This window comes from Gluconobacter albidus, assembly GCF_002005485.1.
Lineage (GTDB): Bacteria > Pseudomonadota > Alphaproteobacteria > Acetobacterales > Acetobacteraceae > Gluconobacter > Gluconobacter albidus.
In genome coordinates, this window is record NZ_CP014689.1 from 937,700 (window position 1) to 958,698 (window position 20,999).

General features: G+C 61.7%; 18 protein-coding genes. 11 read left to right on the plus strand and 7 right to left on the minus strand.

What is annotated here, in order from left to right:
- Positions 1-171 precede the first annotated feature (171 nt).
- Together A0U94_RS04190 and A0U94_RS04195 are read left to right on the plus strand one after the other, a co-directional pair.
- Positions 172-2,283, plus strand: a complete 2,112-nt coding sequence (locus A0U94_RS04190; protein ID WP_077803834.1) for an autotransporter assembly complex protein TamA — start codon at positions 172-174, stop codon at positions 2,281-2,283.
- Positions 2,283-6,428: a translocation/assembly module TamB domain-containing protein gene (locus tag A0U94_RS04195; protein ID WP_077802538.1), complete on the plus strand. Its 4,146-nt coding sequence runs from the start codon at positions 2,283-2,285 to the stop codon at positions 6,426-6,428. The genes A0U94_RS04190 and A0U94_RS04195 overlap by 1 nt, the downstream gene beginning before the upstream one ends.
- Here A0U94_RS04195 and A0U94_RS04200 read toward each other — a convergent pair.
- The 5 genes from A0U94_RS04200 to A0U94_RS04220 form a co-directional block, all read right to left on the minus strand.
- Positions 6,422-8,068 (minus strand): tetratricopeptide repeat-containing glycosyltransferase family protein, encoded by a 1,647-nt coding sequence (locus A0U94_RS04200; protein WP_077802539.1) that lies wholly within the window; start codon positions 8,066-8,068, stop codon positions 6,422-6,424. The two genes, A0U94_RS04195 and A0U94_RS04200, sit on opposite strands and share 7 nt — an antisense overlap.
- Before the next feature lie 9 nt (positions 8,069-8,077).
- The gene (locus A0U94_RS04205) at positions 8,078-8,458 is read right to left on the minus strand and encodes a response regulator (RefSeq protein WP_062110373.1); all 381 of its coding nucleotides are present in this window, start codon (positions 8,456-8,458) and stop codon (positions 8,078-8,080) included.
- Positions 8,459-8,463: 5 nt separating this feature from the next.
- On the minus strand, positions 8,464-9,264 hold the full coding sequence (locus A0U94_RS04210; protein ID WP_062030257.1) for an SDR family NAD(P)-dependent oxidoreductase: 801 nt from the start codon (positions 9,262-9,264) through the stop codon (positions 8,464-8,466).
- A gap of 173 nt (positions 9,265-9,437) precedes the next feature.
- On the minus strand, positions 9,438-10,025 hold the full coding sequence (locus tag A0U94_RS04215) for a CarD family transcriptional regulator (protein ID WP_062110371.1): 588 nt from the start codon (positions 10,023-10,025) through the stop codon (positions 9,438-9,440).
- Between the two features lie 88 nt (positions 10,026-10,113).
- On the minus strand, positions 10,114-10,989 hold the full coding sequence (locus A0U94_RS04220) for a bestrophin family protein (protein ID WP_077802540.1): 876 nt from the start codon (positions 10,987-10,989) through the stop codon (positions 10,114-10,116).
- 181 nt (positions 10,990-11,170) lie between these two features.
- On the opposite strand from A0U94_RS04220, the gene A0U94_RS04225 reads away from it, so the two are divergent.
- The 3 genes from A0U94_RS04225 to A0U94_RS04235 are packed head-to-tail and all read left to right on the plus strand — an operon-like array spanning position 11,171 to position 13,925.
- Complete coding sequence (locus tag A0U94_RS04225; protein ID WP_062030253.1) at positions 11,171-12,286, plus strand: S-(hydroxymethyl)glutathione dehydrogenase/class III alcohol dehydrogenase; 1,116 nt, start codon at positions 11,171-11,173, stop codon at positions 12,284-12,286.
- A 2-nt stretch (positions 12,287-12,288) separates the two neighbouring features.
- Positions 12,289-13,164 carry an S-formylglutathione hydrolase gene (gene fghA, locus A0U94_RS04230; RefSeq protein ID WP_077802541.1) on the plus strand — a complete coding sequence of 292 codons (876 nt, stop codon included), beginning with the start codon at positions 12,289-12,291 and terminating at the stop codon, positions 13,162-13,164.
- Entirely contained in the window at positions 13,161-13,925 is a 765-nt protein-coding gene (locus A0U94_RS04235) for a ribonuclease T2 family protein (RefSeq protein ID WP_077802542.1), read from the plus strand. Before fghA ends, A0U94_RS04235 begins: the two co-directional genes overlap by 4 nt.
- Here A0U94_RS04235 and hisI read toward each other — a convergent pair.
- Positions 13,913-14,323: a phosphoribosyl-AMP cyclohydrolase gene (gene hisI / locus A0U94_RS04240; RefSeq protein ID WP_062030248.1), complete on the minus strand. Its 411-nt coding sequence runs from the start codon at positions 14,321-14,323 to the stop codon at positions 13,913-13,915. The genes A0U94_RS04235 and hisI overlap by 13 nt on opposite strands.
- Before the next feature lie 12 nt (positions 14,324-14,335).
- Complete coding sequence (gene ygfZ, locus A0U94_RS04245) at positions 14,336-15,145, minus strand: CAF17-like 4Fe-4S cluster assembly/insertion protein YgfZ (RefSeq protein WP_077803835.1); 810 nt, start codon at positions 15,143-15,145, stop codon at positions 14,336-14,338.
- Here ygfZ and A0U94_RS15845 point away from each other — a divergent pair.
- The 6 genes from A0U94_RS15845 to A0U94_RS04270 are packed head-to-tail and all read left to right on the plus strand — an operon-like array spanning position 15,144 to position 20,996.
- Positions 15,144-15,320, plus strand: coding sequence for a hypothetical protein (locus tag A0U94_RS15845; protein WP_156474575.1), 177 nt, complete (start codon positions 15,144-15,146; stop codon positions 15,318-15,320). The genes ygfZ and A0U94_RS15845 overlap by 2 nt on opposite strands.
- Positions 15,321-15,379: 59 nt before the next feature.
- Positions 15,380-17,695: a cache domain-containing protein gene (locus tag A0U94_RS04250; protein ID WP_077802543.1), complete on the plus strand. Its 2,316-nt coding sequence runs from the start codon at positions 15,380-15,382 to the stop codon at positions 17,693-17,695.
- Positions 17,692-18,516, plus strand: a complete 825-nt coding sequence (locus tag A0U94_RS04255) for an MlaE family ABC transporter permease (RefSeq protein WP_062030244.1) — start codon at positions 17,692-17,694, stop codon at positions 18,514-18,516. The genes A0U94_RS04250 and A0U94_RS04255 overlap by 4 nt, the downstream gene beginning before the upstream one ends.
- Positions 18,509-19,228 (plus strand): P-loop NTPase family protein, encoded by a 720-nt coding sequence (locus A0U94_RS04260; RefSeq protein WP_062110360.1) that lies wholly within the window; start codon positions 18,509-18,511, stop codon positions 19,226-19,228. Before A0U94_RS04255 ends, A0U94_RS04260 begins: the two co-directional genes overlap by 8 nt.
- Positions 19,228-20,184, plus strand: a complete 957-nt coding sequence (locus A0U94_RS04265; protein WP_062030242.1) for an MlaD family protein — start codon at positions 19,228-19,230, stop codon at positions 20,182-20,184. Before A0U94_RS04260 ends, A0U94_RS04265 begins: the two co-directional genes overlap by 1 nt.
- A complete protein-coding gene (locus A0U94_RS04270) occupies positions 20,181-20,996 on the plus strand; it encodes a tetratricopeptide repeat protein (protein ID WP_077802544.1) in 816 nt (271 codons plus the stop codon). Before A0U94_RS04265 ends, A0U94_RS04270 begins: the two co-directional genes overlap by 4 nt.
- Positions 20,997-20,999: the final 3 nt, after the last annotated feature.

Sequence of the window (20,999 nt, forward strand, 5' to 3'; positions counted from 1 at the left end):
GCTTGACAGGGAGCGCCGTGCAAGGTTCCTCGGACATAGCAGCCCTGTCGTTCGGTCTGCCCGCCCGTATCCGGCTTTCACAAGGCCGGAAATGCTTTCAAGACAGATTTTTCAGGACGCACGGTGAAGTCAGGCCGCCGCTCAGTTTCTTATTCTGTGTCAGTCGCTTCGATGTCCTGCATGCTGGGTGTCGTAACGGTGTTCTGCGCGCCGGTGCCGCTGCATGCGAAGGCATCCAAAGCACCTGCGACCGCTCAGCCGGTTTCGGATGGCACCTCCGATCCCGCCATTCCCTATACCGTGACCCTGACACCGACGAAGCATCCGGAGCTGGATGCCGCCATCAGCGCATCGTCCCAGCTTCAGTCGCTCCAGACGTCCCATTCCGTCGGAGCCTATGCGCTCGCCGGGCGCATCCGCAGCGATTATGATCGTGTGAATATCGCGCTGGAATCGCAGGGATACTATGCGGGTTCCGTGCAGATCAGCGTCAAGGTCGGGACGCGGCTCGTGGACGGTAAGGATCCCTCCCTGCCGGATGTTCTCAAGGCGCTGGAGAAAAACCAGAAAGTCGCCATCACGATTTCCACCACGCTCGGGCCGCGCTTCAGTCTGGGAAGCATCGCGCTGCTTGCACCGCCCGAAAAGGTTGACGCACCAGCTCCTCAGGCAGCAGCTCCGGTCGCAAAGACACCTGCCGCAAAGACTCCCACCGCGAAGGCTCCCGCGTCCAAGGACACTCAGGTGCCAACGCCTGCGGCGACTGCCCCGGTAACGTTCGCACAGGCCATCGCGCAGTCCCGGCCCGTCAGTCTCACGCCGGATGAGCGCAAGGCGTTCAACCTCTCTGCGGGGCAGCCTGCGGTGGCGGAAACCGTGCTGGCCGCACAGAACACGCTGCTCAACCAGCTTCAGGAAGACGGCTACGCGACCGCAAGCGTCTCGACGCCCCTGGCCTATCTGGAACCCCAGGCACAGAAACTCGACATCGTGTTCCGCGTCCAGCGCGGGCCGCGGGTCGTGATCGGTCCGATCGGGATGAAAGGACTGGTTCACACCAACCAGAGCTTCCTGCGCAACCGGCTGGAACTCAAGGAAGGCGAGCTGTATCGTCCGTCACGGATCGAGGCCGCGCGTCAGGATCTGGTGAGTACGGGGGTGTTCGCGTCCGTGCAGGTTCGCAATGCCCCGCCCATCATTACCCTGCCGCCCAGTCGCACCCTGATGCCGGGTATTCTTCAGGCCATGCCCATCGAATTCAGCTTCAAGGAGGCCAAGCGGCGGACGCTGTCGGCCGAAGTCGGATATTCGACCGATCTCGGCGGCCGTCTGGGCGCAAGCTGGACGCATCACAATCTGTTCGGTGATGCCGAACAGCTGAAACTGACGGCTCTGGTCACGGGGCTTGGCGGCTCCGCACAACAGGGGCTGGGCTATGATGTCTATGCGGATTTCATGAAGCCGGATTTCCTGTCGAAGGGACAGAACCTGAGCGTGCGCCTCGAAGGGGTGCGTCAGCTTCTCTATTCGTACCACCAGACCGCCATCATCGCGCGGGCCGGGTTGAACCGGCATGTGGGGAAATACTGGAACCTCTCGGGCAGCCTGATGGGCGAGCAGGAACAGATCAAACAGTTTGGCGACACACGCAGCTATTTCATTGTCGCAGCTCCCCTGAACGCGACATTCGACAATACGCGCCTGTCCAATCCGATCGACCCGGCCACGCACGGCGTGCGGGCATCGCTATCCATCACCCCCTCGGAATCGCTGGAAAGCGGATCGACGTTCTTCACGCTTCTCTCCGCACAGGCTTCGACCTATTTCGATCTGCACCATCTCGGGATTTCCAGACCCGGTCGCAGCGTGATTGCGGTCAGAGGCATCGTCGGCTCCGTGCAGGGCGCGTCGACCTATCAGATCCCGCCCGATCAGCGGCTCTATGCCGGTGGCCCGGCAACGGTGCGCGGCTTCCGCTATCAGGGCGTGGGGCCGCAATACGGCCGCACAAAATATGCGATCGGCGGGACGTCCATGGATGCGGGGAGTGTCGAATTCCGTCAGCGTCTGCCAATGAATCTGGGTTTTGCCGGCTTTGTGGATGCCGGGCAGGTCGGGACAGGATCGCGGCCGGGGCAGGGAACGCTCCGGGTCGGATATGGTGGTGGGGTGCGATATTTCACGCCGATCGGTCCGATCCGCGTGGACGTGGCGCTCCCGATGAACCGGCCGCCGCAGGGCGATAAATGGGAACTGTATTTCGGCCTCGGGGAGACGTTCTGATGCGGGTTCGCAAAGTTCTTCTCCGTGTCGCGGCCGGTCTGGTCATCGTCCCTGCGGGGCTGGTGGCCGTGGCGGTCACGGGAGTTCTGGTCGGGATCAACCTGTCGGCCGGCCAGCGGCTGATCGAGCGGAAGATTGGCCCGCTGACAGGGGGCATGGTCGAGATTTCGGGGCTTTCGGGCTTCCTGCCGCAACATCTCGCGGTGACGAAACTCCTCATCAAGGATGAGAAAGGCCCCTGGATCGAACTGGATAACGCAGACCTGCGCTGGTCGCCGCTGTCGCTGGTGCATCTGGACGCGAAAATTACCAGTCTAAGCGCGTCACGTGTGGCCGTTCTGCGCAAGATGGTGTCGTCTCCGGAGACCACGCCCGCGCAGCCGACACCCGCCAGTACCGCGCCGTCAAAGCTGCATCTGCGGGTCGATCTGGCATCGCTGCATGTCGGGCGGCTGGAAGTCAGCCCGGATTATACTGTCACCCCGACCGTCTTCTCGGCGGACGGACACGCCCATATCCACAGCATCGCGCCGTTTCTGGACGGTGTGACGATGCGCACGCTCCCGGTCATGGACATCGCACTGGCCCTGAAGCGACTGGATCAGCCGGCAAATCTGGCCCTCAATGTCCAGACGCCCAAGGATCGTATCGCGTTAGGCGTGCGATATCAGGAAGGTGAAAACGGCTTCGCCACCACCCTGGGCCAGATGCCGCAGCTTGATCCGCTGGATCTGCATCTGAATCTCAACGGACCGCGCACGGCGGCGGTGCTGGATTTCGGTCTGGGTGCGGGGCCAGTGAAGGCCGTCGCCAGCGGAACGATGAACCTGCTGAGCATGACCGCGGACCTGCATGTGAAGGCGTATGCGCCGTCCATGACGCTGCGTCCGGGCATTGTGTGGAACAGCATCGCGCTGGACACGGATCTGCATGGTCCGCTCATGGCGCCGAACGGTCAGGGGGTGCTGGATATCGACGCCCTGACCGCAGCAGGGGCCGGGATCGGGCATCTGCATGCCCGGTTTGACGGTGTGGAAGGCACACGGCCTGAGGACACGACCGCCCATCTGGCGGCTGTGCTGGATGGTTTGCGCATTCCGGGTTCACAGCCCACGCTTCTGGCGTCCGCGCCGCTGACGCTGGACGTTCTGGCACATCCGCTCGCCGCTTCCGTCCCGGTTGTAGCGAAGCTGGATCATCCGCTTCTGCATGCGAGCGCAACGGCGGATCTGAAGCCGGCTGCGAAAGGCCAGCTGGATCTTGCCTTGCCAGATCTGCACCCTCTGGCGGCGATGGGCAGTACGGATCTCAGCGGCACAGCCGGGCTGCATGCCGATTTTGCCATGCCGGTGACAAAACAGGATGACCTGACGCTGAAAAGCACGGGAACGCTTGCGATCACGGGCGGGCAGCCACAGGCCCTGAATCTGGTCGGAAAAAATGGCACATTCTCGCTCGATCTGGCGAAATCTCCGGCCAATATCCTGACGCTGAAAAGCTTTGCGCTGGATGGGGCGGCGCTGCATCTGCTGGTGTCGTCCGTGATCGACATGGCGCATGGCAACCGGATGCAGACGAAGGCTTCTGTTCAACTTCCGGATCTTGCAAAGGCCAGCCCGGCCATCCTTGGCAACACGACGCTGACCGCCACGGCCGATGGTCCGACGGACGATCTGGCGGTCAAGGCCGATCTGAGCGGGGAATTCGGCACGAAAGACGTGGCGAAAGGCCCCGTGGCGCTTCATGCCGATGTCCAGCATCTGCCGTCTCATCCGGCAGGCGTTCTGACGGCCAAGGGGACGCTCGATCATGCGCCGCTGGTGCTTGATACCGCGTTTCATCAGGATGACGCGGGTGCGTATCATCTGGATCTCAACACGCTGGACTGGAACAGCCTGAGCGGCAAAGGCAAGCTGCGCCTCCCCAAAGGGGCGAAAGTGCCGCTCGGCGATCTGGACATCTCGATCCGCAATCTGGGCGATTTCCGCCGCCTGATCGGGCAGGCGATTTCCGGCCATCTGACGCTGGGACTGCACACGACGGAGACCGAGGGCGCGCCGCCTGTCGTGAAGCTCGGACTGGACGGAATGCTGGGGATGGCGCAGGCCGCCGTCCAGTCTCTCAAGGTCAGCGGAACCATCGCGAACCCGATTGATGCGCCCGAACCCTCGCTGGTGCTGGATCTCGCCGGGCTGCGCTATCAGGCCATGACGGGCAGGGCACATGCCACAATCAAGGGGCCCCAGACCGCGATGGCCGTCGCGCTGAACGCGGCCTTCCAGAACGTGATGGATGCCCCGGCCAATATCGACACCGCACTTGTCCTGAACGTCCCCGAAAAGACGGTGCGCCTCGGGCGACTGGCGGCTCTGGTCAAGGGAGAGAGCCTGCGTCTGAGCCGCCCTGCGGTGGTGTCGTTTGGCGATACGATGGGTGTGGATCATCTGGTGGCGACCCTCGCACCTCAGGGTGTAGCGCCCGCAACGGTCGATATTGCGGGCACGTTCAAGCCCGCACTCGCGCTCACGGCGCGTCTGGATCACCTCACACCCGCCATCGCAAAACCTTTCGCGCCGGATCTGTCAGCCACCGGTACGATCTCGCTTGCGGCGAAACTGGGCGGCACGCTGGATGCTCCGACCGGAACGGTCTCGCTGAACGGACGTGATCTGCGGATGAAGACCGGTCCGGCGGCATCCCTTCCAGCGGCGCAGATTCTGGCGAATCTCGGCCTTGCGGGACATTCCGCGAAGGTGGATGCAACGTTTGGTGCAGGCCCGTCCGTCGCGCTGGCCGTCCACGGAACCGCGCCGCTTTCCAAAACGGGTGCGATCGCCCTTGCAACCACGGGTCATGTCGATCTGTCGGTTGCAAATGCCGTTCTGGGCGCGAACGGCATGGCCGTAGCCGGAAAAATCGGTATCAACCTCAATGTCGCAGGAACAGCCGCGCAGCCGCGGGCATCAGGCCAGATCGGGCTGGAGAACGCCTCTTTCGACAACTATGCGCAGGGCGTGCATCTCAGCCGGATCAACGGGGCACTCGTTGCCTCGGGGGATACGATCAACGTTAACCACATCATCGCCCATGCAGGGCCTGGCACGATCACGCTCGACGGCACTGTCGGAGCCTTCCGGCCCGACCTTCCCGTTGATCTGCACATCACATCCGACAAGGCCCGTCCTGTATCCAGCGAACTGCTGACTGCCACGATCAATACCGATCTGCATATCCACGGTCAGGCCACGACACGGCTGGATGTGGACGGGAAAGTCAATATTCCCAACGCGACAGTCAATATTCCGAATTCCATGCCCGCCTCCGTGCCCCAGCTCGACGTGATCCGTCCGGGGCAGAAGCCGGCTTCCGGGACGGGATCGAGCCTGGTCATCGGACTGGGCGTGGACGTGATTTCGCCCGGCGAGTTTTTCGTGCGCGGGCACGGTGTGTTCGCCGAAATGCAGGGAAGGTTGCGAGTGCGCGGCACGAGTGCGGAGCCTCTGATCAGCGGAGGCTTCGATCTCAAGCGCGGCAATTTCAATCTGGGCGGGATCAACCTCAACTTCACGAACGGGCGGGTGGCGTTCAACGGCTCGGGCGTAAACCACAAGCTCGATCCGACGCTGGATTTCCGGGCGGACCGCAATGCCAGCGGCACGCTCGCAAGCCTTCTGGTGACGGGCTACGCCAGCGCACCGAAACTGGATTTCGTCTCCTCGCCCAGCCTGCCGCGCGATCAGGTCCTGTCTATCCTGCTGTTCGGAACAGACACGCATTCGCTCTCCACGACGCAGCTTGCGGAGCTGGGCGCAGCGGTGGTGCAGCTTGCGGGTGGCTCCGCATTTGATCCGCTGAGCAAGGTTCAGAATCTGCTGGGGCTGGATCGTCTGGCGGTCGGCGGGGGCAGTGGTGTCGATAATGGGGGCACCAGTGTCGAGGCCGGAAAATACGTCATGAAGGGCGTCTACGTTGGCGCCAAACAGGCGACATCCGGCTCGGGCACACAGGCTCAGGTACAGATCGACCTTACGAAACGGCTGAAATTCAACACGACGGTCGGGACTGGTGGTCAGGTCACGGGCTTCACGACGCCGGAAAACGATCCGGGGTCGAGCATCGGCCTGTCCTATGGCTACAGTTACTGAGGTCCGGGTCTCCGGGCAGCGACGACGGCGTCTTCGAGAAGCCGCTTGACCCGTTCCACGACGTCTGACCAGTCCTGAAACCGGGTCTGGCGGACGATCCGCATCTGTGGATACCAAGGGGTGTCATCCCGTCCGTGCAGCCAGCGCCAGCAGTTGTTGATGCGGTCCATCATGATGACGGGCTTGCCCAGCCCTCCGGCCAGATGAACGGCTGATGTATCGACCGAGACGATGATGTCGAGGTTCACCATCAGGGCCGCCGTGTCATCCATCGTATGACAGTCTGGCATGACGTTCACCAGCGCGGCCGGAAAATCCGGGATCTGTTCGGCCGGTGTATCTTTCTGAAGGGAATAGAAGCTCACACCTTCGATCCCTGCCAGAGGTGCAAGCTCCGAGAGCAGCATGGAGCGCTGACGATCCACCATAAGAGCCGCCGTATCTTCGGGGCGTGCCGCACCGGCCCAGACCAGCCCGACCCTCAGCTTGTGATCGTCCTGAAACCGCTGGCGCCATGCTTCGGCCTTCCGACGATCGGCGCTGAGATAGGGGACGGGCGCTCCCATTGCGTCCGGCGTTCCCGAAAAGGCGCGGGGCAGGCTGATGAACGGGCAGTGATAGTCATAGTCGGGCGTCTCACCACCGAACTGCACTTCCGAAACCCCGGCCACGCGTTCGCAGATCGCAGCCAGCGTTTCCGTGCCCCAGATATGAATGATGGCGCCCGTGCGGGCGAGGGGCGGGATGTAGCGCAGATACATAAGCGTATCGCCCAGACCTTCCTCCTGCGTGATGAGAACGCGCTTGCCCCTCAGGTCCAGTGATGGAGAAATGTTGGGCAGCAGGCGATCCAGCGGCATGCTGGTATGGCCGGGCAGTCCGAAACGCCATTCATGCTCGACCCAGCCCTGAGCCATGCGGCCGCTCTTGAGCATGGTGATGGAATGGTTCAGGCGCAGGCGCGCGTTCTGAGGCGCCATGGGAACGGCCTGTCGGTACAGATTGGCGGCTTCTTCCATCCGGCCCATGCTGCTGAGGATACAGGCCATGTTGCAGAGCGGCTCCCAGTCCTGCGGATCCGCGTCTCGCAGACCGGCCATGACCGAAAGCGCGCCTTCGAAGCGCCCGGTTTCCGTCAGGAGCAAGGCGAGCAGATTAAGGGTATTGGGCTCTTCGGGGCAGCGTTGCAGGCTCAGGCGCAGAAGAAGTTCGGCCTCATCAAACCGCGCAAGCTGGATCAGCACCGCCGCCCCGGCGTTCATCAGGCGGAAATCGTCGGGTTTGCGTCTGCGACAGATCTTCAGGAGCGGGAGAAGATCGTCCCGCCGCCGTATGGAGACGGCCTCGTCCAGCAGTAGGGAGATGGCATGAGGCCCTGCATTTGTGCTGGCCCGCTCAAGCTCAACTGCGCAGTCCTGATAGCGGCGAAGATGAAAATATGCCCGCGCCCGAACATAATGTAGGGCCGGAATTTCGGGCGTTCCATCAGGGGTAGGGCGCGCTATGGCAAGTGCTTCTTCCGGGGCGCCACGCATCATGGCGTCCTGTGCCCGTTTCAGGCGGTCCGACGGGTCAGACTGGATGTCCTCGATCTTCGGGGATGACTTTTCGAGAACGGGTCTGTCCAGACTGTCGGACATATGGATCTCCTAGTCCGAGGCCGCTGATGTCATGTCCTCAAGAGCCTCCAGAATACTGGCTAGCGTATAAGGCTTTGAGATGAAACGGTCCCGGGCCGGGTCACCGGAGGTTTCGCCCCGGCGCAGATCTCCATGGCCGCTGATATAAATGACCGGGAGGTCCGGCCAGCGTTGGCGGGCCGGATGGACAAGGGTCATGCCGTCCCCGTCCGGAAGGGTCATGTCAGCCACAAGGGCATCGAGCTTCGGCTCCGCGTCGATGATGGCGCGCGCCTCGGCACAATGATCCGCTTCCCTGACTGTCAGGCCGTTGTCCAGCAGGAATTCCGCCAGACAGGTCCGGATGAGGAAATCGTCTTCGATCAGCAGGACGGTCAGGGAAGAAGGCATCTGGATTACGAGGACCAGTTCTTTTCAAAGTCGCCGTAGAGGGTCAGGCCACCGTCAACATACAGGGTCTGGCCCGTGATGTAGGTGCTGTCCTCGGCGGCAAGGAAGGTGATGGCATCCGCAATTTCGCGGCTTTCACCGGGACGCTTCATCGGGATATGGCTTGAAACGGCTTTGTACTGCTTCGGATCGTTGATCCACGACATGTTGATCGGCGTTACGATGGCGCCCGGTGCCACAGCATTCACCCGGATACCACGACCGGCATATTCCAGCGCCAGCGTCCGGACGATGTTGCCAACAGCACCTTTGGAGGCAGAATAGCCAAGATAATGCGGTTTGGGGATGATCTGATGAACGGAGGAGTTCACGATGATCGCGCCCTCGATGCCATTTTCCAGCCAGTAGCGGATGACTTCGCGGCACGGCAGCATCACGCCTGTGACGTTGACCGCCATCACACCTTCAAAATCTTCGAGCTTGATGTCTTCGGAAGGAGACGGGATCTGATAGCCTGCGTTGCAGACCAGAACGTCCAGACCACCCATGGCCTTGATGCTGTCGGCGACCAGGCGTTTGACGTCGTCTTCCTTGGAAATGTCACCCGTGGCGATCGGGTGTTCTCCGCCAGAAACCTTGGGCAGCTTGTCGCGGACGGCGATCAGCTTGTCTTCCTTGCGGCCGTTGAGGGCGACCTGCGCGCCTTCTTCGGCAAAACGAAGCGCAGTGGCCTCGCCAATTCCCTGTGATGCCCCGGTGACGAGGACTTTCTTGCCGGCGAAACGGTCTTTGTAAGGGGCAGGCATGTGGCCTCACCTCTCCTCTGGAATGCAGGTTTGAAACGGTGACTGAAAACGCGTCACGGAGAAGGTCTTTCGTGTCGCCAACGCGAAAGACCCTGCCCGGGATGCGAAGAAAACCACACCCTGATCCATATTGAAGAAGCGCGGGCTTTTCAAACCCTGTCGCAGACCGTGTTTCAGGCGGCCTTCATCGTCTTGGTCAGATTTTCCAGAACCTGCGCCGGATCGACGTTTTCCAGAACCGCAACCTCGGCCACGAAGCGCTCCTGCGCAGCTTCGAACAGTTTGCGCTCCGAGAAACTGCCATCGAGGCTGTCAACATTGCGGCGCAGGTCACGCAGCACTTCGGCAATCTGGATCAGGTCACCGGAGTTGATCTTTTCCTGATAGGCCACGGCGCGACGGGCCCACATGCCCTTGCTGACATGCGGCTTGCCCTTGATGACGGTCATCGCCTTGTCGACGATATCCCGCGTGACGATCTTGCGCAGGCCGGCCTTGCGGGCCTTGGCCAGCGGAATACGCAGGGTCATCTGGTTGCCGGGGAACGAGATCTGGATCATCTCGATGACGGTATCGGCGACATCAACCATGCCGATCTTGTCCACGCGTCCCACGCCATGGGCGGCGTAAACAATGGAGTCACCTTCGTGGAACGGGTCGGTTTCGTGTTCCGGGTCGGTCTGACGGGCCGTGTTGTTGGCTGCGACACGAGCCATTTCATCGGTCATGCCGCCCTTCTGGGGGCTTTTGAACGTGTTCATAGGCTTGGTTCATAGCAGAAAAACCCCCTGCTGTCTTGTCCGATCGCAGGGGCTGTCCTTTTTGCTGTAACGCTTTTCCAGCGCTGCCTCAGGGCTGGACGCCGTTGCTGGCCTGAATGGCCGGGAGCGGTGTCTCGCCGATCGGCTGGAGCAGGTCGCGCTCGATCGTGCGGGCCATGGTGAGCATGGGAAGGGCGTGAACGCTCTTTGTAAACGGCTCCTGAAGATCACGGCCGCTCCGGTCGAGCATCTGGAACAGCATGCCGATGATGCTCGACCCCAGCGGCGTGATCCAGCCTAGGGTCTGCACGGCCGACAGGGGCAGGATGATGCAGAACAGATGTGTCGCGATTTCGGGGAGCATGGAATACTGCGCGGGAAGGGGCGTGTTCTTGATGCGCTCAAGGCCGCCCTGCGCATTGGCGATGTCCGACAGGATGCGGTCCACCGTGCCGTGAACAGCGCCGTCGATTCCCTTGAGTTCCACTTCATCCCGCACACCAAGGCCGATCTGGTAGAGCAGCATGTTGGCGGTGTTCGAGCAGGAAAAGACCTTCTCGTACAGTTCGGGTGACAGGAGACGCTTTATGTCTTCATTGGGCGGATCGCCCCTGAGGGCCGCGCGCAGGACGTGCGGATACGCGGCCATGGCGCGGGCCAGGTCCGGGCGCCCTCCCAGAAGCGTTGCGGCTTCACGACCGAAGGAGCGGCAGTTGTTGGTGATCGCGCCCCACAGGGTACGGCCTTCCCACCAGCGGTTATAGGCCGCGTTGTTGCGCATGCTCAGGAAGATGGCCAGCGCCGTACCCATCAGGGAAATCGGCAGCGAGGGCTGTTCCATCCAGTCCTGATGATAGATCTGGAACAGGATGACCACCACGAAATCCCAAAGGGTCAGGATGATGAGTGGTGGAAGGGATTCCCGGAAAAGAATGGCCAGTCCATGTGGACGGTTGACGATCAAACGGCTGTCTCCTCGGATGGGCGGAATATGCAGACAAGTCCCCGGCAAGCGTAGCGGCGAACCCGCTTCCCGGCCAACAGCAAAGGGTGTCTGTCTTTTTACTTTCTTTTGCAGCAGCCTCTTGCCGCCAGCCCCTCCGATACGACACCCTGTTTCCACCGTTTCAGAGGAGAGTGATGTTATGGACGTGACCGCAGCCATTGCGTTCGAGGCCGGTCGGCCGCTGGAAATCGACACGGTTCAGCTTGAAGGCCCGCGTGACGGGGAAGTTCTGGTCGAAATTATGGCTACGGGACTGTGTCATACCGACAAGTACACACTCTCCGGTCAGGACCCTGAAGGGCTGTTCCCCGCCATTCTCGGCCATGAAGGAGCGGGCATCGTTCGTGAAGTCGGTGCCGGGGTGAAACACCTCAAGCCCGGCGATCACGTTATTCCGCTCTATACGCCGGAATGCCGGGAATGTCCGTCCTGCCTGTCACGCAAGACCAATCTGTGCACGGCCATCCGCAGTACGCAGGGCAAGGGGCTGATGCCGGATGGCACTTCCCGTTTCTCTTACAAGGGACAGCCGATCCATCACTATATGGGCTGCTCGACCTTCGCGAATTTTACGGTGCTACCGGAGATTGCACTGGCGAAAATCCGTTCTGACGCGCCATTCGACAAGGTCTGTTACATCGGATGCGGCGTGACGACGGGTATCGGGGCCGTGCTGTTTACGGCTCAGGTCGAGGCCGGAGCGACGGTTGGCGTTTTCGGACTCGGTGGCATCGGGCTCAATGTCATTCAGGGTGCCAAAATGGTCGGGGCGAACCGGATCATCGGCATCGACATCAACCCCGAGCGCGAGGCGATTGCGCGCCAGTTCGGCATGACGGACTTCGTGAACCCGAAAGAACTGGGTCCGAACGCCGATCTCGTCGGACATCTGATTGAGATGACGGGCGGTGGTCTGGACTACACGTTCGAGTGTGTCGGCAATCCGACCCTGATGCGTCAGGCGCTGGAGAGCGCGCATCGCGGCTGGGGCGTGTCGTGCGTCATTGGTGTCGCCGGTGCCGGACAGGAAATCAGCACGCGGCCGTTCCAGCTCGTGACGGGACGCCGCTGGATCGGCTCGGCCTTTGGTGGTGCACGCGGGCGGACCGATGTGCCGAAAATCGTGGACTGGTACATGGACGGCCGGATCAACATCGACTCCCTCATCACGCACAAGCTGAAGCTGGCGGACATCAATCTGGGCTTCGACATGATGAGCCGGGGCGAGAGTATCCGTACCGTCGTGGAGTACTGAGCATGTCGGATGTTAAAGCGTCGGGCGACGTTCCGGGTCTCGAGGTTCTGGCGCATCACGCCTGTTTCGACGGCTCCCTGCGGTTCGTGCGGCATCATTCGGATGTGCTCGGCGTGCCTGCAACGTTTGGAGTATTTCTACCGAAAGAGGCGCTGGCGGGGCAAAAAGTTCCAGTCATTCATGTGCTCGCCGGACTGACGGCCACGCAGGAGACGTTCCTCATCAAGGCTAATGCCCTGCGTTTTGCCGCCGAACACGGCATCGCGCTGGTCGCTCCCGACACCTCCCCACGCCATACGGGGATCGAAGGTGAGGATGATGTCTACGATCTGGGGTCGGGGGCAGGGTTTTATATCGACGCCACGTCCGCTCCGTGGAGCCGTCACTATCGTATGGAAACCTATGTCGGCGAGGAACTGCCCGCGCTGACCGAGCGGCTTTATGCGCTGGATGGCGCCCGACGCGGCATCATGGGGCATTCCATGGGCGGAATGGGCGCACTGATCCAAGCGCTGAAATATCCCGGTCGCTGGAAGACGGTTTCGGCCTTCGCACCGATCTGCCATCCGAGCACCATTCCGTGGGGCCAGAAGGCGTTCGATGCGTATTTCGGCGGCGATCCGGCGAAATGGCAGAGCTGCGATCCCACGCTGCTTCTGCGGTCAGGGCACACACATCCTTCCACTATCCTCGTTGATCAGGGGCTGATGGACCAGTATCTGGCGGATCTGTGCCCCGACGCTCTGGAGGGGGCCGCGAAGGAGGGCAAACAGGCTCTCGAACTGCGTCGCCATGCCGCCTATGACCATTCCTACTGGTTCGTGCAGAGTTTCATTGCGGACCATCTGACCCATCATGCCAGGGAGCTATCCGCGTGAAGCGTTCCGTTCTTGTTGCTCTTTTCCTGCTGGGAGGCTGCGTCTCGCAGGTTCCGACGGGGCCTTCGCTCACGCCCACGGCCCATACCGATTTCCGGCACGATACTCTGGCTCTGACCTGGCAGCCGGGGTTCTGCGCCACCGGCGGCGGCTGCGAGTGGGACCAGACGCATCGGATCTCGATCGGTCTGCACGGGCTGTGGGCTTCAGAACCGCACAGTCTGGAAGCGCAGGGTGTGCCGGTGCAGGAATGGTGGTCGAAGGGTTGCGATCTCTACGACCATGACGACACCCCGCCGCAGCTTCTGCCAACGACGGTGGAGGCACTGCGGGGCGTCGTGCCACATCTGAAAAAGCCGCTTTATGTGCATGAATACACCAAACATGCCCGCTGCTTCGGCTATGATGCGGACCATTTTTTCGTCACGTCCATGCAGATGCGGGACCGGCTTGCGGCGTCGGCATTCGGACTGTGGCTGTCGCAGCAGGTGGGCTTTCAGGTCAACCGAGATGACATGCTGGCCACTTTCGCGCGTCTGATGAATGTTCGGGACAGCCGCGCTCTTCAGGTCCGCTGCGAGCCCGCGCATAATGGACAGATGGTCCTGACGCAGCTCTGGTTCACGCTGGACCCGAAGAAGCTGTCGCGCTTCCCGTATGAGGGCGCTTATCTGTCTTCACCAGACGACCAGAATGGCTGCCCGGCCACCTTCCTCGTGCCGGGCTGGACCCTGTCCGGTCAGGCTGCTCAGCGGCCGTAAAGCTCTTCGGCGCTGATTTCGGGCTGCGACGTGTCACGCAGCCCGTCCGGCGTGACGCCGTGATAGAAACAGCTCCGGCGACCGGTGTGACAGGCCACGCCGGTCTGATCGACGATCATGAGAACAGCGTCCATGTCACAGTCGAGCCGCGCTTCGATCAGTTTCTGCTGCTGGCCCGAGGTCTCGCCCTTGCGCCAGAGCTTCTGGCGGCTGCGGGACCAGTAACAGACGCGACCGGTCAGAAGCGTCTCGCGCAGGGCGTCCGCGTTCATCCAGGCGAGCATCAGCACCACGCCGTCCGGCGCCTGCGCAAGGGCTGAAATCAGGCCGTTCGCATCGAATTTCACTTGAGCGATGATGTCATCGACAGTGGACGGGGCAGGGGCAATATAGGTCACGAACGCATCTCCTCAACGCATTTCCGGTGGAAACCAGGCGGGCCAGACGACAGAAAGCGGTTGTCCGTTGCAGGTCAGTTCGGGGGACGACCATGCGTCCCGCCGCAGCATAGCGAGCGCCCGGTTGCCGCTGCGCGAGCGGATGTCTCCAACCTCGCGCTCTCCCGCGATGATAACTCCGCCTTCATCGGTAAACGTTCCGTCCGACAGGACAACGGGCAACAGGCGGCGTTTGACGAGGCCGCGATAATGGGTGCGGGCGGTCAGTTCCTGACCCATGTAGCAGCCTTTTTTCCATGAGACGCCGTGCAACAGGTCCATGTCCGCTTCAAGCGCCAGTGTCTGCTCGCTCTCGAAATCCATCACGTCCGGCAGACCCAGCGTCAGGCGGCGTTCCAGAAATTCTTCAGGCATTTCGCCGCCTTCTTCGCTTGCGGTGACGATGGCCCGCCAGCCCGCGCCATCACAGCGCGGGTCCGGGGCGGTGGCGACCGGAGCGGATGGGGCGGGGCTGCCCACTGCCCCCGTGATGACGCGCAGATCTGTTTTTTCAATCTGCACATCCGCGCGGAGACGGAAACGGGAGAGGCGTTTGACGAGCATGTCGGCATGGTCCGCCGCACAATCCATCAGAATGCGGTCGGATGCGTCATAAAGGAAAAATTCGCTCAGCCAGCGGCCCTGCGGCGTCAGGAGCGCGCTCCAGACGGAGGTCGCGGGTGTGAGGGACTGGGCATCATTCGTGACGAGGCCCTGAAGAAAGCTGGTCCGGTCCGCACCTGTGAAAGACAGGACGGCGCGGTGGGATAGAGAGTGATTCATGGGACAGACCGCAGTTCCGACAGCTTCCAGCAAAACCATCCTGCCGGAAAAACGTCTGACCATAACGACGAACCCTGTAAACCGCCAGTTCGGGAAAGTGAGGGTATTTTCGGGAATGGGGCTGTTTCAGTCCGTGACGGCGGGTTGCAGTCTCGCAATACTCGGAGGATATTGACCTATCGCGGCAGTATGGTCCTGTTCCGCGACCCCGTGCCTGTCCGGAGAGGAAAGACCTTGTCAGCCGCAGAAATCGTGGACCCGACGCAGAGCCCCGCCAGTGATCGTCGCCGGATCTTTCAGATCCTGGGGCCGTTCGTGGGCGTTCTGCTGGTCATTGCCGCGATCACGGGCATCAGTCTTCACAATTACCAGACGACCCGCAGGGGCGCGATTGCGCTGTCCAACGATCTTCTGCGCAGCCAGCAGCGCTATGTGACGCAGGAAGTGAGCGACTATCTGGCTCCGGCCTCCGTCGGCGCCATGATCGCGCGGGATATGTTCCGCGATCCGCTGACGAATACTACCCCTTCTACGTTCATGCTCTACGGACGCTCTATTCTGGCCCATGCGCCTCAGGTGGACAGCTTCTATATTGCGAACGATCAGGGGCAGTTCTGGATGATCACGCGGCATGGAAAGGACGGTTTCGAGCAGACCCATTTCCAGACCGACGATGGCAAACAGGTCTATCACCACGTCTATACGGATCGTGACGGCAATATTACGGGAGAGGCGGCGGACCCGGCTGACGGCTACAATGTCGTGGTGCGTCCATGGTTCGCCAAGGCCGTCAAGCATCAGAACGATCCGGGCCGTCAGCTTCACTGGACGGATCCTTACGCCTTTGTTTCCACGCGTCAGTTCATCATTACGGCGTCGCTCGCCTATGACGGGCATGACGGGCACAAATCGGTCTTTGCAATCAATGTCTCGCTGAATCAGCTCACGTCGTTTCTGAACAAGCTTCAGGTCGGGCGCAGCGGGCAGGCCGTGATCGTGGACATGCATGGCCGGATCATCGCCGGGCATAATCTGGCCCCCGGACAGGACCCCAAGACTTTCGATCCGGGGAATGTCTTCCTTGATCCCAAGACACAGCCGGTCTTCACGCAGGCGCTCAACCGGTATCGCATCGAAGGGCCGGGAACGGGCGTGGTGCATGCGCGGGGGAAGAACTACGTTACGATTGCCTCTGAACTGCCGTTCGTACACCGGCAGTGGGTTCTGCTGCTGAATGCACCCGAAAGTGATTTCGCCGATTTCGCGCAGACGGCGCGGCGACAGAATATCGGGTTTTCACTGCTGATCGTCCTGCTGGCTTCCGTTCTGGCGTTTGCGCTGGTGGCGCAGGGGCGGCATGTGGAGCGTCTGCGAAAGCGGATCCAGCGGGGCCGGGAGCAGATCAGGGCGGAAAATGCCTCACTACTGGAAATCGCCAGCACGCCGGATCTGTTCGATCCCGCTCATGAAGTGCCGATCCTGACGGAAGCCCTGACCGCGCGGACCAGCGCGCGTCGCGCCAGCCTGTGGCGGCTGCTGCCGGATGGCGACCGTCTGTTGTGTGAGGATGCGTTCGATCCATCGCGCGATGTTCACAGCACGGGCATCGAAATCAGCCGCCGCGAAAACGGCAAGCTGTTCGAGGCTCTGGACGAAGGACATACACTGTCGATCGCGGATGCCTCGCAGGACGAGCGGACGCAGAACTTCCAGCGCGTTATCATGCGGGCCGTGGGCGCCAGCACGCTGCTGTTCCAGCCGGTCCGCAATGCTCACCGGACGGTCGGCGCCATTGTTCTGGAAGATCCGGGGCAGCCGGAGACGATGGAGCATATCATTGCCATTGTCGGCTCCGTGGTCGCCCTGCGCTTTGCCAAACCTTTCGATGCGGCGGCCGACGGCACGTCCGGCTTTGCGGTCGCGGCCGAGAAATACGAGACGCGTTTTGGCGAAGGCTTCCTACTGGAGCCGTCGCCCATGGCGGAAGAGCCGGTTGCGGCCGGGTTCTACCCGCAGGTTCCGGTCATGGTCATTTCCTTCGTGGACCCTTACGCGCCGGATCGCGACAGCATCACGCGCGCCATGACCGTTATCCGCACGCTCAGTATTGAAATCCAGAAAATCGCCCGCGACAGCGGGCTGTTCTCCGTGCAGGTGGTAAGCAACAGGCTCGTTCTCGTGGGCGGCTGCTCGCAGACGCCGGACCCGTCTGCCGCCGTGCGTCTTGCGGATGCGGCGGTGTCGATCCGTGAGGCTTGCCTGTCGTCTCTGGCGGCTGCGGATCTGGACCCCGTGTTCCGGATCGGGATGGATGTGGGATCTGTCATGGCCTCCGAACTGGGAGAGGCGCCCTCCGTCTTCAACATCTGGGGCGATGCGCTCAATGGGGCCGAACTCCTGACCGGGAGCGCACCGGATGCCGGGACGATCCAGGTGTCCGAACAGGCCTATCTGATCCTGCGGGAGCATTTTCTCTTCCGGGCCCGCGGGATGTTCTATCTTCCCAATAGCGGCATTACCCGCAGCTTCATTCTGGCTGGCCGCCGATGAAAGGACTGCGCAATCTCGACCGGATCACGATGGTCCGGACCATGCTGGTCCATCTGGGATATTTTTCCCGCACGCAGATGCGTTTCACGCTGATGATGATCGGGGCCGGCTGGGGAATCATGCGCGAAGCGACCCGCCTGACGACATGGCGGCGGACGGTGCGGATCGAATTCTGGGCATCCCTGCATCAGGCTGTGGGCGGAGGCCTGCTGAGTACTCTGGTGACGGCGGCGCTGACAGGTTTCGGAATCGTGGCGCAGACTGTCTACTGGCTCGGCTTTGCAGGCATGGCACAGATGACGGGGTCCATCCTGTCCACTGTGCTGGTGCGTGAAATCGCGCCGGTTCTGGTGGGCGTTATCCTGCTAGGGCGTTCGGGGATGCTGATGCTGACCGAACTCGGAACCCTCACGACTGGCGGTCAGATGCGCGCCATGACCGGAATGGGGGTCGATCCTTTTATTTCGTTTCTTGTGCCGCGCAGTCTCGCCATGACGATCAGCGGCTTTACGCTGGGCATCATCTTCAGCCTGACCGCGCTTGTCGTGGGTTATGCAGTCTGCCGCGTGGAAGATGCGATCACGATGCCGATCTGGGCGTTCATGGATCAGGTCGCGGGGAGCGTAAAACCGATCGACTATTTCGTGATTCCGGCGAAGTTCGTTTTCAGCGGCTATGCGGTGGGCGTCTGTTCATGCCTCTCGGGCATGGATGTGACCACCGAAGACGATCTGGCAAGCATGCTTCCGCGCGGGTTTGCGCGCGGAATGCTGTCGATCATGGTCATCAATGTCGTTTTCAGCGTGTGTTTCGATGGCTGAAAACGACGACGTCCTGTCCGATGCGCTGGAAGCCCGGCTCGAATTAGTGGACGCGCGTCCACGGTTTGATGAGAGCGGCTTGGTGTCGAGCCGCTATAATCTGCGTCTCAACCCCGGCGAGTGCGCGCTGATCGAGTGTCGGGACATGGGGCAGGCGGCACTGTTCGCCGATATGTGCGTGGGTCTTATTCCGCTCGACGACGGTCATGTGCGTTGCATGGGCATGGACTGGGCCGATCTGGACGAGCGGCGCGCCAACGCATTGCGGGGACGGATCGGACGGATCGTGGTTACGGGAGGCTGGGTGGACCTGTATGGGACGCATATGAATATCCTGTGGCCGCAGCTTCATCACACTCGCACGCCCATTGAAAAACTTCAGGCACAGGCCGTGCATCTGGCGGTCACGCTGGGTCTGCCGGGCCTGCCGGTGGTGCCACCGGGACGCCTGTCGGCGATGGACCGGCAGCGCGCGGCCTGTGTGCGGGCCATGCTGGGGGAACCGGCGCTCCTGCTGCTGGAACACCCGATGGAAGGGGTTTCCGCCAGCCTGATGAATGCGTTTCTGTCTCTTGTGACCGATCTGCGGGACCGTGGCTGCGCGGTGGTGTGGATGGCTCCGGATGAAAGCGGGTGGGGGGATTATGCGTCCGATGCCACGATCCGCCTGAGACTGTACGATGATGGACTGTTTTCGATGCGAGGTTCCTGATGTTCCGCCTGCGCCAGACCGAGACCGCCCGCCCGCTCTTTCAGAACCGCTATGCGGATGAATGGGTCGGGCTGCTTGTCCTTGCTGCGATCGTCATGTTCGCGGTTGCGGTCGTGGAGGCCGGATTCCTGCGTCAGTGGCTGACACCAGAAAAGAAGCTGCATTTCATTCTGCCCGAAAGCGGCGTGGCAGGGCTTGCGATCGGCAACGACATCGAAGTCATGGGCGTCCATGCCGGTGAAATCCGGCGCCTCAAGCTTAATGAAACGGGGCGCATGTATGCGGAAGGGGACCTGGACCCGCAATTCGCAAATTTCATCCGTCAGGACAGTACGGCCGTCATCCGCCATCGCCTGATCGTGGCGGGGGCGAGTTACATCGAACTCGGGCGGGGTAAGGGCAAGCCGCTGGACTGGGACTATGCGGTCCTTCAGGCCACGGTAGAGGCGAACCCGGCAGATGTGATTACCCAGACCGTCATGGATCTGCGCAGCAAGCTGGTGCCGGCGATGAATAACGTCCAGCTCATCACGGCGCAGGTGAACGACATGATGACCGATATGCGCAAGGGGCAGGGCACGATCGGCGGCCTGCTGGTGAAAGATGACGTTCTGGACAAAGCCAATGCGGCCTTGGCACATCTCGATACCGTCATTGCGGATCTGAAGCCCATTGAAAAACAGGTCGGGGGAGTCATGACCAAGGTGGATGGAACGATGGACAACGCGCGGGCCGCGACTGCGGGTCTGCGTCAGAGCATGCCCCAGATCCAGCAGACCATAGGACATGCCAACACCGCGACCGCCCAGCTTCCGGCCCTGCTGGCGCAGGCCGAAGCGAGCGCGAGCAGTCTGCGCAAGCTGACGGATCAGCTCCGGGGCCTGTGGCTGCTGGGCGGCGGGGGGGCGAAGCAGGAGCCTTCCCATCGTCTTCCGGCACAGGCAGTGCGCCCATGAAGCGCGGTCTTCTGGCCTGTACGGCTCTGATCGTCCTGACGCTGGACGGTTGCTCTTCTTCCAATGCCACAAAAGGCTCAAAGCCCGATCAGCCTTATGAGGACGCCATGGATACGGGAAAGACCGTCTACGGTATCGGTCAGGCGTCTCAGGCCGAGGCACAGTACCGGATGGCCATGGACCGTGCGTTGATGCGGGACGATGCCGTCGCCATTCATGAAGCCGGCTTCAATCTCGCGACGGTGCTCCTGGTACAGGACAAGCCCCGGAAGGCCCTCCAGAGCCTTGGCGAAACCGAGACCGCGCTAAGCCTGCGCAATGTCTCTGATACGTCTGATCTGGCGGTGATCCGTGCGGCTGCCCTGTACAGACTGCATGACATGATGTTCGCGTCACAGGCCGTGGATCGCGCGTTGCAATCCCCTGATATGGGCATTCGCGAAAGAGCTCTGTATCTGTCCGGCCTGATTGCCGCAGATCAGAAGCGGGACGCTGTTCTGGCGCAACGCGTAAACGATCTGGCGGCTTTTCATGAAAATGGCGCGAGCGTTGACCGGCAGGAACTCCTTGCCCGTCTGGAGCTGTTGCAAGACCAGCCCGAACTCGCCTCTGACGGAGCACTCTCGGTCGTGAAAAGCCGTCGGGATGCTCTGGATTATCGCGGGATGCGTCGTGCGCTCACGCTGGCAGCCGATGCTGCAGAGGCCGCGGGCCATCCGCGTCAGGCCGCAGCCCTGCGGCAGCAGGAAAGCGCCAGCCAGCAGGTGGAGGCCAAGAAGGCGGAAGAGAGTGGTTCGGCAGAAACCCCCTGAACG

Excerpts from the sequence above, each read along its gene's own strand:
- A0U94_RS04190 (WP_077803834.1), top strand. The coding sequence starts at position 172 with ATGTCCTGCATGCTGGGTGTCGTAACGGTGTTCTGCGCGCCGGTGCCG.
- A0U94_RS04195 (WP_077802538.1), top strand. The coding sequence starts at position 2,283 with ATGCGGGTTCGCAAAGTTCTTCTCCGTGTCGCGGCCGGTCTGGTCATC.
- A0U94_RS04200 (WP_077802539.1), bottom strand. The coding sequence starts at position 8,068 with ATGTCCGACAGTCTGGACAGACCCGTTCTCGAAAAGTCATCCCCGAAG.
- A0U94_RS04205 (WP_062110373.1), bottom strand. The coding sequence starts at position 8,458 with ATGCCTTCTTCCCTGACCGTCCTGCTGATCGAAGACGATTTCCTCATC.
- A0U94_RS04210 (WP_062030257.1), bottom strand. The coding sequence starts at position 9,264 with ATGCCTGCCCCTTACAAAGACCGTTTCGCCGGCAAGAAAGTCCTCGTC.
- A0U94_RS04215 (WP_062110371.1), bottom strand. The coding sequence starts at position 10,025 with ATGAACACGTTCAAAAGCCCCCAGAAGGGCGGCATGACCGATGAAATG.
- A0U94_RS04225 (WP_062030253.1), top strand. The coding sequence starts at position 11,171 with ATGGACGTGACCGCAGCCATTGCGTTCGAGGCCGGTCGGCCGCTGGAA.
- fghA (WP_077802541.1), top strand. The coding sequence starts at position 12,289 with ATGTCGGATGTTAAAGCGTCGGGCGACGTTCCGGGTCTCGAGGTTCTG.
- A0U94_RS15845 (WP_156474575.1), top strand. The coding sequence starts at position 15,144 with ATGGGACAGACCGCAGTTCCGACAGCTTCCAGCAAAACCATCCTGCCG.
- ygfZ (WP_077803835.1), bottom strand. The coding sequence starts at position 15,145 with ATGAATCACTCTCTATCCCACCGCGCCGTCCTGTCTTTCACAGGTGCG.
- A0U94_RS04255 (WP_062030244.1), top strand. The coding sequence starts at position 17,692 with ATGAAAGGACTGCGCAATCTCGACCGGATCACGATGGTCCGGACCATG.
- A0U94_RS04260 (WP_062110360.1), top strand. The coding sequence starts at position 18,509 with ATGGCTGAAAACGACGACGTCCTGTCCGATGCGCTGGAAGCCCGGCTC.
- A0U94_RS04265 (WP_062030242.1), top strand. The coding sequence starts at position 19,228 with ATGTTCCGCCTGCGCCAGACCGAGACCGCCCGCCCGCTCTTTCAGAAC.
- A0U94_RS04270 (WP_077802544.1), top strand. The coding sequence starts at position 20,181 with ATGAAGCGCGGTCTTCTGGCCTGTACGGCTCTGATCGTCCTGACGCTG.